Origin of the sequence: Azospirillum sp. TSO5 (assembly GCF_003116065.1) — a bacterium.
Lineage (GTDB): Bacteria > Pseudomonadota > Alphaproteobacteria > Azospirillales > Azospirillaceae > Azospirillum.
On record NZ_LGQY01000161.1, the window covers coordinates 1 to 9,854 of the forward strand.

At 66.2% G+C, this 9,854-nt stretch carries 8 protein-coding genes and 1 pseudogene; 2 read left to right on the top strand and 7 right to left on the bottom strand.

What is annotated here, in order from left to right:
* Positions 1-820: hypothetical protein (locus TSO5_RS30800; RefSeq protein ID WP_211099792.1), on the top strand; the 820-nt coding region annotated here is incomplete at its 5' end.
* A 61-nt stretch (positions 821-881) separates the two neighbouring features.
* On the opposite strand, the gene TSO5_RS30805 is transcribed toward TSO5_RS30800, so the two are convergent.
* The 4 genes and pseudogenes from TSO5_RS30805 to TSO5_RS30820 all read right to left on the bottom strand — a co-directional run bounded on the left by TSO5_RS30805 (position 882) and on the right by TSO5_RS30820 (position 3,869).
* Complete coding sequence (locus tag TSO5_RS30805; RefSeq protein ID WP_109155177.1) at positions 882-1,454, bottom strand: YecA family protein; 573 nt, start codon at positions 1,452-1,454, stop codon at positions 882-884.
* Positions 1,451-3,021, bottom strand: a pseudogene (locus TSO5_RS30810) (IS66 family transposase). Before TSO5_RS30810 ends, TSO5_RS30805 begins: the two are co-directional and overlap by 4 nt.
* Positions 3,022-3,072: 51 nt before the next feature.
* Complete coding sequence (tnpB, locus tag TSO5_RS30815; protein ID WP_109155178.1) at positions 3,073-3,426, bottom strand: IS66 family insertion sequence element accessory protein TnpB; 354 nt, start codon at positions 3,424-3,426, stop codon at positions 3,073-3,075.
* Positions 3,423-3,869, bottom strand: coding sequence for a transposase (locus tag TSO5_RS30820; RefSeq protein WP_109155179.1), 447 nt, complete (start codon positions 3,867-3,869; stop codon positions 3,423-3,425). Before TSO5_RS30820 ends, tnpB begins: the two co-directional genes overlap by 4 nt.
* Before the next feature lie 105 nt (positions 3,870-3,974).
* On the opposite strand from TSO5_RS30820, the gene TSO5_RS30825 reads away from it, so the two are divergent.
* Entirely contained in the window at positions 3,975-4,229 is a 255-nt protein-coding gene (locus TSO5_RS30825) for a hypothetical protein (RefSeq protein WP_199231070.1), read from the top strand.
* 276 nt (positions 4,230-4,505) lie between these two features.
* On the opposite strand, the gene TSO5_RS30830 is transcribed toward TSO5_RS30825, so the two are convergent.
* The 3 genes from TSO5_RS30830 to TSO5_RS32850 all read right to left on the bottom strand — a co-directional run.
* Positions 4,506-5,939 (bottom strand): hypothetical protein, encoded by a 1,434-nt coding sequence (locus TSO5_RS30830; protein ID WP_109155180.1) that lies wholly within the window; start codon positions 5,937-5,939, stop codon positions 4,506-4,508.
* A gap of 114 nt (positions 5,940-6,053) precedes the next feature.
* Positions 6,054-7,244, bottom strand: a complete 1,191-nt coding sequence (locus TSO5_RS33565; RefSeq protein ID WP_109155181.1) for a phage tail protein — start codon at positions 7,242-7,244, stop codon at positions 6,054-6,056.
* 55 nt (positions 7,245-7,299) lie between these two features.
* Positions 7,300-9,854, bottom strand: a 2,555-nt coding sequence (locus tag TSO5_RS32850; RefSeq protein WP_158282514.1) for a hypothetical protein, incomplete at its 5' end; no start/stop codon positions are given.

The following is a 9,854-nucleotide window of genomic DNA, read 5'->3' on the forward strand; positions in this document are numbered from 1 at the left end:
CACGCCTTGCCGATCTGCTCCCCTGGAACTGGAAGCCCGCCGTCAACGCCTGATCCGGTGCGATCACGCTCCGCTTACGTTCAAGCTCGGTAATGGCGTGATGCTCGACGGAACGACGCCTTTCGAGGTTCAGAACCGTTTGCGCATCCGTCGATGGCTTCTCGGAGCGCTGCTGAACAACGTCTTTGGGGGAAGCTCGGACCAGACCATCGGCACGTCCCGCGCCCTATTGCGGGAGGCCATGGAGACCGAGCGCGAATTCCCCTTCCATGCTCTGACCGACGGGCTGCGCAAGCGCCGCGGGCGCGTCGTCGCCTTCGACGAGGAGGCCAACGTGGCTGCTCTGCTGGAGACCACCTACGGTCAGCGCACGTGCTTTCTGGCACTTTCCACCCTCTATGAGGAGCAGAACTGGTCATCGTCGCTTTACCACATCGACCACATCATTCCGCGGACGCTTTGCACGCGCCGCAGCCTCCAGGGACGAGGCATCTCTGAAAGCCGCATTGACGAGATTTTGGCCTGCGTCGATCGGATCGGAAATCTGCAGCTCCTGCTGGGGCGGGAGAGCTCAGAGAAAGCCGGCATGCCGTTCGGCGACTGGATACGCACCCGCGACGGCGGCTTTCTGGAGATGCACCTCATTCCGCCCGAACCCCATCTTTGGGTACCGGAGGCTTTTCCGGAGTTTGTCGCAGCCCGCGAGGATCTGATCCGCAAGCGCCTGCGGCTCTACAGCATCTTCGGCGATTCGGGGCCTGTACCCGCATGGGCATCCCAAGGAGACAGCCCGTTCCCTATTCAGCCGGCCGCGGGGTAGAGGCACACGCAGCCGGTACACTGTAAGCGTTGCGAGCGCACCCTTTAGCGATCCGCCGCGATTATCGCATCGATCTGTTGCGGCGGGCCTTGAAGTGTTCGCGCAGGTCGAGGATGGCCTTTGCCAGAGCGGGGACGTCGGCGTCGGCGATGGGTGCTGTGCTGATCAAAAGAGGATGCAGGGCCTGGAACGTGGCGTGCTCTGGTTTGTCCGGGTTGGCCATGCTTTTCCAGGCGCGCGGTGCCAGCCGGGTTGCCATCAGGAAGCCGAGGGACCAGAAGATCGGGTCCAAGCCCCCAGCATGGTGTGTTGGCAACTGCGGCCGGTACAGATACGGAAACTGCGCCATCGTCTCCGATAGGCGGTTGTGGTGATGCACCACAGCCTGGATGGCCAGGTACTCCCGGGTCTCCTCCGTGGCGAGCAAGGCGCGCTCGCCCAGAAGTTGGCCGAGCCAAAGCTGAGGATCGATGAACTTCGGCCCAATCAGAACAGCGGTCAGGTAGCCGTCGAGCCCGTCAAGGCACGACACCGGGGCCGCCCGGCCGCGAGCCTGCAGATAGGCTTCAAGTTCGCCAGCACTCAGCATCGGTTTGGCCGCCATCGTGGTGGCGTTTGCGCCAGACTTGCTCATGCCGCCCGGACCTCGACAGCGAGCGCGGTGTTCCGCTCCGCCACCACGACCAGGGCAGCAGGCGGTCGAGGTCGTTGACCTTCACCGCGCCGGATACGATGCGCTCCAGCGCGTCGGCAAGGTAGGTGAACGGGTCGAGACCCATCAACTTTGCGCTGTTGATCAGAGAGGCCAGGATCGCCCAATCTCGGCCACCCGCTGCCGAGCCGGCGAACAATGCGTTCTTCCGGCTCAATCCGATCGGGCGCATGGTGCGTTCCACGGCATTCGTATCGACATCGATGCGACCATCGTCGAGGAAGGCAATCAACCCATCCCAGTGGCCCAGCGTGTAGGCGATCGCCTTGGCCAAGCTGGATTGGCCGGAGATTTCGCTCCGCACCTCCATCAGCCGGGCCTTCAGCGCCGCCATGATCGGCCGGGCTTCGGCCTGCCGGACCAGCAGGCGGGTGTCCGCTGCGGTGCCGCGGATACGCTCCTCTATGGCGTACACCGTGCCGATGCGGGCGATCACGTCGCGCGCCACGTCCGACTTGGTGGTCTTGAACACCGCCACGAACTTCCGACGTGCATGCGCCAGACAGAAGACGAGGCGGATACCAGCTCGCTTACGGCGGCGGACCAGCGCCTTGTAGGCGGCGTAGCCATCGACTTGCAGAATGCCATCGAAGTCCGCCAGCTGCTCCTGAACAGCGGCCGTATCCCGCCCCTCGGCGTAGACGTAGCCAACCGCCGGCATGGCGGGGCCTTGCCAGGGACGGTCGTCCACCGCCTGAGCCCACAACTGGCAGACCTTGGTCCGCCCGCGTCCCGGATCGAGCCGGGGGAGCGGCGTCTCGTCACAATAAACCCGCTGCTGAGAGCGGATGTAGAGGAGCAGCCGATCATACAGCGGCCTCAGCCACCAAGCGGCTCGGCGAACCCAGAACACAAGCGTGCTCCGGTCCAACACGATGCCTTGGCCGGCAAACATCTGCGCCTGTCGGTACAGCGGCAGGTGCCAAGCAAACTTCGCCACCACGACATGGGCGACCAGCGCGGTGGTCGCCATGCCGCCGTCGACCACCCGCGGTTTGGCCGTGGCCTGGACCACGGTGCCGGTGCAGCACCGGCAAGCATACTTCGGCCGGACGGTGCGCAGCACGCGCACGATGGCCGGGATCACATCCAGCGCTTCGGCGACGTCCTCACCGATCCGGTGCATCGCCCCCGCACAACATGGGCACGCGGTGTTGTCCGGCTCGATGGTTGTTTCCACCCGCGGCAGATGCCGGGGCAGTGCCCCGACATTGCGGGCCGCTGGGCGGCGAGGCTGCTGTCTCGCCTTTCCGGCTGTCCGGTCTGCATTGTCGTTGGCAACAGGAGCGGGCTCAACGGTGAGGTCGCCGAGGTAAAGGAGACCTTGTTCGGGGGCGATCACCGACGCCTTTTCCGATTTTGCCCCGAAGATCAGCGCCGTCAGCGTCTCTACCCGCGCCTGCAACGCCGCGTTCCTGGCCTGCAGATCGCGGATGATCCGGGCCTGTTCGGCAGGGTCTGTGGGGAGCGGATTGAGAGGCTGGACCATGGCTTGGAGTATACCGCAGAGAAGTGGCAGAACCCAGGCGTTTCAATGCTTTCAGCCCATCCAGCGCGGCGTTTTGATCGATGGCGGCGAGGCTGTACACCACTCCAATCCATCGAGCAGCAGCGTGAACTGAACAGCACTCAGACGGACCGTGCCGTCCCGGATCGGCGGCCAGGAAAATCCCCCATCCTCCAGCCACTTTGTTGCGAGAATCACCCCGCTGCCGTCCCAGACCAGGAGCTTGAGCCGATCCTTGCGCTTGGAACGGAAGACGAAGACGTCGCCGCAGTAGGGATCGGCCTTCAGCGCCTCGGCCACCAGGGCGACCAGGCCGTGAACGCCCTTGCGGAAATCGACCGGCTGCGTCGCCACCACGACCTTGAGGTCGGGGCGCAGAGGGATCATCCCCGCCCCCGCGCCGCTGCAACAACCGCCGCCGCAAGGCTGGGATCAACCGCGCCGTGGAACACGAGCCGCCCGCTTCGCAAATCCATCTCGATCCGGCCCGGCACCGGCTCCCGCGCTGTCGGACGTCGATCTTCTGAATGAGGAGGAGGCTCCTCGGCGACCGTGATGGGGACGAATAGCGGCATCTCAACCGGAGCCACTTGCGGGACGATGCCCGCCTGCCGGCGCCAGACCGTAAGCAGACCGCGGTTCACCCCGTTGCGCCGCGCCACCTCGGAGATGTTGGCATCCGGCGCCGCGCTCTCAGCCACGATGCGCGCCTTCTCCTCCGCCGTATACGAGCGCCGCTGCCGCCGCCCCGTGATCACCTCAATCCGCCGATACGGCCTGCCTTCATCCATGGCTTCAAGTCTGGGATGAAGCCTGACGCCTTCTCCCATCGTGCCCTCCGTCTCCCGTGAACCCGCGCGCAATCTCGGCTACGGAAGACACTTCGGGAAGAAGGGTGCGCTCGTAGCGCTTACGGTACACTGCCCTCCAAAGAAATGGAGGCGGCCGAAACGTCGATCTTGTTGGTGCCCGTGGCGCGTGACGGAACCGCCTTTATGCCGGAACTCGGCAATTCCCGCGGTTACACCATCGGCCCCAAAGGAGAGGAGCGAAAAGTTGCCGATTACCGGCAAGCCCTGCAGGAGTTGCGCGCCATGCCCAAAGCGTGCTGGCGCCGCCCCAATGATGCCGGCAATTGGGGGATTGTGACTGCCGTCCGTTGGGAGATGCGGCCCATCACCGCAGCATAATCGGCTGAGCTGACCTGAATATCGGATTTAGCTCAGCCGTCGGTTGCCAAACTTATCGGCGATGCACCGCTGAACTGACGGTGCTAAACGTCTATGGGCGGGAGAGTCAATTCTCGGTGGTTGCACGCCCCCGCAATCAAATCAGCAAAAAGCCCGCCTCCATCCGGAGCGCGGGCTTTTTGCTGTTCCTCGCACGACAACGCCTTGTCCGGCACAGCCCACACCGGCTTCGTTTTGGACGCGCAGGAGCATGTCACGCTTCTGTCGGATGCCCGCTTACGGCTGCGTTGCCAGCCCCATGCGCTGGAGGGTGATGGTCGAAGCGGTCTGCGCCAGGGCGTTGTCGACAAAGTCGTTGAGGAAGACGACCAGCTGGTCGTTGCCCAGCGACTTGCCGACATTGGCGAGCAGCCAGGGGTAGGTGACGCTGTCGAAATAGGCCTTGGTCGACATCAGCGGCGACGAGGCGCTGCTTTGCGACGCGGCACTGGAGACGATGACGGTCTTGCCGGTGTTGGTCGCCGTGCCCTGCAGCTGCAGGACAGTGTAGTTGCTGCCGGATTGCCCGGCGGCGGTCATCCCGGACAGCGCGCCGACGATACTGCCGGGCTGGGTGGTGGCATAGGCGCCGTCGCTGTAGGAATCGTACTTCGTCGCCGGCAGCCAGCCGGAAATCTGGTTCAGGAAGATCAGCCGCTTGTTGGCCGACAGGAGGTCGGCGTAGCTGCTTCCCAGGTCCGACACCGACCCGACCGCGATGGTTGAGCCGGTGCTGCTCTGCGCGGACGCCAGGATGCTGGCCAGTGTGGCTTCGTCCGGAATCATGCTGGGGTCGTAGAAGCCCTGGCTGTTGGCGGACACCACGACGATCTCCGAAGGATTGGCGGCGAGCCATTGCAGCAGGTCGGAGAGGAAGCTGGCGAAGGGATAGCCGGGGATGACCGTATGCTGATGGTAGATTCCGCCGTCGAAGGACCGGATCTGCGGGGGCAGGTAACCCGGACGGAAATCGAAGTAGCGGCATCCCATGTTCAGCATGGCGACGACGTTGTCCTTCTGCGTCACCGCCAGATTGGTGATCGCCGTCACCGCTTGGCTGGCGGCGACGCTGGCCAGGGCGCCGAGCGTCTGCGCCCCGACCAGGGACAGGAACGACCCGACGGCTTGGGCGTTGGCCAGCAGGCGACGCACGCAGCCGAGATCAAAGGTGCCGGCGTCATGGGCGCCGGGAAGGCAGAACCGGTTAAACGGCTGCGCAGCGGCGGCCGGATTCTCCGCCACCAGCCGGCCCATCCAGCCGTTCATCGGCGGTGTGAGATAGACATAGGCCTGATCCTGGTTGGTCAGGTCGCCATAGCCGGGGCCGGAGTCGTAGAAGCCATAGGACAGGGCGAAGCCCGGCGCGCTGAACGACGGCGTGTTCATCATGACCGACAGGTTGCCGCCGTCCATGTTGCCGGTGACCGGATCGATGATGGCGAGCCCGCTGAGCGCCGGGGTCGTGCCGACCGTCTGCCAGCCGAAGCTGCCATTCACGCCGCTGAAGGAGAAGGAATAGTCGACCTCGACATGGCCGGTCTGGAATCCGGGTCCGGCCGGAACGTCGAGCGTCCAGCTGACTGATTTCTTCACATTGTCATATTCGGTTGCGGTGATCGAAGTGCCGGGATTGCTAACGTAGAAGTAGTAGTCGACGCCCTTGCTCGGCATGCCTGAACTCCGGTTGGGATGTCGTCGAGACGGTCCCGATCTGTCGTGAGCGATTGCCGCCTGATGCGACCGGAGGCGGTGAGGAGCAGGGTCCGCGCCGCCTCCGCCGCCGGGTCATTCCGCGCGGATCAGGTAGTAGACGTAGACGTTCTTCGGGCGCGTCTCGCTGCCGCCTGCGGGAAGCGTCGGTAGCTGCTGGTTGTTCCAGTCGCTGCCGGACCAGTTTCCGCCGCTGCTGACATATACCGACTGCCAATAGGTATGGGTGTGCGAGGCGAACTGGTCTTCCTGACGTGTGCCGATACCGTTGTTGTTGCTGGGGCTGGCGGTACCCACGCTGCTGTCGCCGAGGTTCTGGGGAGTGCGATTCGGGGCGTCGATGTCCGTGCCGTTTCCGGCGCTAACCCCACGCAGGAACATGCCCTGATAGTCGGGCAGGTTGAAGGTTTCGTTGCCGTCACCGATGCCGTAGAGGGTGTTGATGACGTCGAAAAGCGGCTTATAGGTGGTCCTGCTGACCGCGACGCCGTTGCAAAGCAGCCAGCCGTTGGGCAGCGGGCCGTTGATCGGACCGGCGTAGGGAATGATGCCGCCAATGGGAATCGTGCCATTCGCGTTCACGGTGGTGGCGTTGACCGTGCTGGCATTGACTGTGGTCGTGCCGACAGTGCCGACGGTGGTAGCGTTCACCGTGCTGGCGTTCACCGTGGTCGCGGTGACGGTCGTCAGCTGAGCCGTGGCGCTCTGGTTGGGCTCGCTGATGATCGAGGTGGTCTCGATGGTGTTGAACTGGGCGGAGCCGACCTGGAGCGAGCCGCCCTGCGACACCAGCGACACCGGGAAGGTGGCCGCGACCTTGGGCATCCAGACGCTGCATTCGGTCGGGTTGCCGCCCTTCAGGACTTCCTGGATTTGCACCACCACCGTGCCGGGCGTCGAGGCGACGGTGATGCCGGAGAAGGTGATGGTCAGCAGTTCGCTGCCGAAGCTGTAGGCGCTGCCGTTCTCCAGTTCGATGACGAAGGCGTTGGGGGTGGACGAGGCTTGCCAGGTGGCGCCGTCGGTGGAGGTCACGGTCGGGATGGCCACCGTGCCCTCGGTCAGGTCGCCGGCTCCCGACGCCGACATCGTGCCCAGCGGCAGCGCGATGGCGATCTGCTGCAGCGACAGGGTGGTGCCCGGCTTGGGGTTGCTGACGTAGATCGTCAGCGTCGTGTTCGGCGTGCCGGTGACCAACGGAACCACCGAGCTGAGGACCGAATATGCCAGCGACGTGCCGCTGGAGACGACTTGGGCTGAAAACATGCCGCTCTCTCTCTTCGTGTCGTGGACTGCCTGATGGGCGGGATGCGGTCGTCCGTCAGCTTTGCAGCGAGGTGACGGACGACAGGGGAAGGGTGACCGACCGCAGCACCAGGACCGGCTGCTCCGGCGTCTGGGTCGGCGCGATCAGGGTGACCTGGAACAGCAGCGACGCCGTCGACCATGGCGAGGCACCCGGCGCATAGCCGTGCGCCGACGCCCCGGTGACCCATCCGTTCACCTGATCGGCGATCTGCGTCGCCCAGCCAGCGGCACCGGCAGCGGAGACGTTGGGGGCCAAACCGATGTCCAGGGTCATGGCGATGGGCGTCACCACCGGCGGCAGCGCCGGCGAAAGCAGCGTCTCCAGCGATACGACCAGCTGCACCGTCATCTGGTTCGGCAGGGTGACGCCGGTCATCGTGCTGGACACCAGTTCCTGAAGGAACTGCGACAGGTAGGTGACCAGCCCGCCGCTGGCCGGCATGCCGGTCAACGCGGTCATGGCGATCGGCGTCGTGCAGGTGAGGAAGGGCCGCGCCGGGTTCGGGAAAGAGACGCTGCCGCTGGTGAGCAGGAAGGCCGCGGGGAAGGTCGCGCTGGCGGTTTGCGACCACAGATAGCGGTTCCGCTCGACCGACAGGAACAGCTGAGCCGACTGCGCCCCGACGACGTCGAGGAGCCCGGTCATCGACAGCGTCCGCCGGCCGAGCAGCATGCCTGACGCCGCGGTAAGCGGCGTTCCGTCGGTGACGGAGCTGTAGCTGTAGACGGCAAGCTCCGCCGTCGCGCTGACCGTCGCCGGCTTGTAGCCGGGGATGCCGACCGCCAGATCGGCGGCGGAGCCGGCGGTCCCGGCCTGTCGAACCTCCACCAGCCAGGGGCTTTGCAGATCGGTGCTTCCGGCGGACTGCGGACCCTCGTTGATCTCGAAAGCGTAGACGAGTGGTGCGGACAGCGTGTCCTGGCCGGCCGTGACGGTTTCCTGCGCGGAAGCGAGGGTCGCCGCCATGGTGCCGCACAGGGCGGCGAAGGACTGGATCGCCCCCTCCTCCTGCGCCGACAGGGTGAAGCCGTAGGGTTGCAGCGCCGCGAGGCCATGGCTCTGAAGCAGCGGATAGACCAGGGCATGTATGCCGAGCGCCGTCGGCAGACCGCCCGCCACGTTGCCGGCCGTCTCCGTTTCCGTGGCACCGTTGACCGCGATCCGCGCCAGCACGGTGTCCTGCGGCACCGGGCGGTGGTGGTATTCGGCGGAGAGCGCCCAGCCCTTGGCCGTCTGCAACGCGTCGCCGCTGCCGGCGTTCGGCGTGGCCGTCTGCGACCGCAGCACCGGCGCCGCCGGGTGGGCGCGCTTCGGCAGGCCGATGACGCTGGCGGGAACCGGCAAGGTCGGTCCCGGTGGGTTGACGATGCGCAGCCATTCGCCCTGCCGGCAGGTCAACGCCGTCGGTCCCGGCGGCAGGGCGCCCGTGGTGTCGACCGCCAGATCGGTGACGTTCACCTGGATCGCTTCGATCCGGAAGGTCCCAGGCAGGGTCGCGGAGTCGAGCGCCAGACGCCGGCCGCCGGCCAGGGTGACCGCCAGCGTACCGCTTCCGCCGCCAATGCTGCCGCTCACCGTGCCCAGCCGCAGCCCGGCGGGCTGGTTGCCATCGGGAAGCAGACGGCCCGACAGGACGATGCCGTCCAGTCCGGTCAGCGCCGCTGTGGTGACGGCCAGCGTGGCGACGGCGTCGATGTCGTAGAACGCCTCCGCCTTCGTCCGCATCGCCTCCTGGAGCGCCGCAGCGACCAGGGGCGGGGCCTTGCTGCCATCGGTCAGGCTGACGGCGCCGCTGGACAGAGTGGAGGCGAGCGCGGTCTTCAGCGAGGTCATGGCGGCGATGGCGGGGGCGGTCGCCGCGGTGGCGAGGGCCGGCACCGCGATGCCGGGGGACAGGAACTGGTCGAGGTTGGCCAGGACCCGTCCCATCTCCGCATCGCAGTCGAGGCCGCTGACCGTCCCGGTCGTGGGGAGGGTGGCGCCGCCGGCATAGCTTTGCAGGAACTGATTGACCGACGCCGGCAGGCTGCCGAGCGGCACCGCACCGCTGAACAGCTGCGGCGAGAGCGGCGCCGGGGCGTAGCCCTGCCAGGATGCGCCGGACACGGCCAGATCGATGCCGCCCGCTCCCCAGCGCAGCACCCAGAAATCGGGGATCCGACCATTGCCGGCGCCAAGCAGAAGGATTACCGACTGGGTGGCCAGCACGGTTTCGATGGCCGTGGCGAAGGCGCGCGCGGTCGCGATTGCTGTTCCGCTGCCGCTGTGCAGCGGCGGCAGGACCGTCTGGGCCGTGAAGCTCTGGTTCCCCGACAGCGACAACGGCAGCGACAGTGCGAAATCGAGGCTGGCGGACAGGCGGTAGAGCGGGGCGCCGTTGAACGCGGCGTCGGCCGGAAGAATGAACTGGAGCGGCGGCAGGGCCGGAGCCGTGCCGGAGCCGGCGACCAGCGCCTGCAGGATCGCGATCAGGCGCGCTTGCAGTGCCCCGGCGACGGTCTGCGGCGGAATAGGGTAGGGGCCGGGGGTGGGGGCGGGCGGGATGGAGAATTCGAGCAGCGTGTCCA

Coding starts and splice junctions, on each gene's coding strand:
- TSO5_RS30805 (WP_109155177.1), bottom strand. CDS start 1,454: ATGAGCAAGTCTGGCGCAAACGCCACCACGATGGCGGCCAAACCGATG.
- tnpB (WP_109155178.1), bottom strand. CDS start 3,426: ATGATCCCTCTGCGCCCCGACCTCAAGGTCGTGGTGGCGACGCAGCCG.
- TSO5_RS30820 (WP_109155179.1), bottom strand. CDS start 3,869: ATGGGAGAAGGCGTCAGGCTTCATCCCAGACTTGAAGCCATGGATGAA.
- TSO5_RS30825 (WP_199231070.1), top strand. CDS start 3,975: ATGGAGGCGGCCGAAACGTCGATCTTGTTGGTGCCCGTGGCGCGTGAC.
- TSO5_RS30830 (WP_109155180.1), bottom strand. CDS start 5,939: ATGCCGAGCAAGGGCGTCGACTACTACTTCTACGTTAGCAATCCCGGC.
- TSO5_RS33565 (WP_109155181.1), bottom strand. CDS start 7,244: ATGTTTTCAGCCCAAGTCGTCTCCAGCGGCACGTCGCTGGCATATTCG.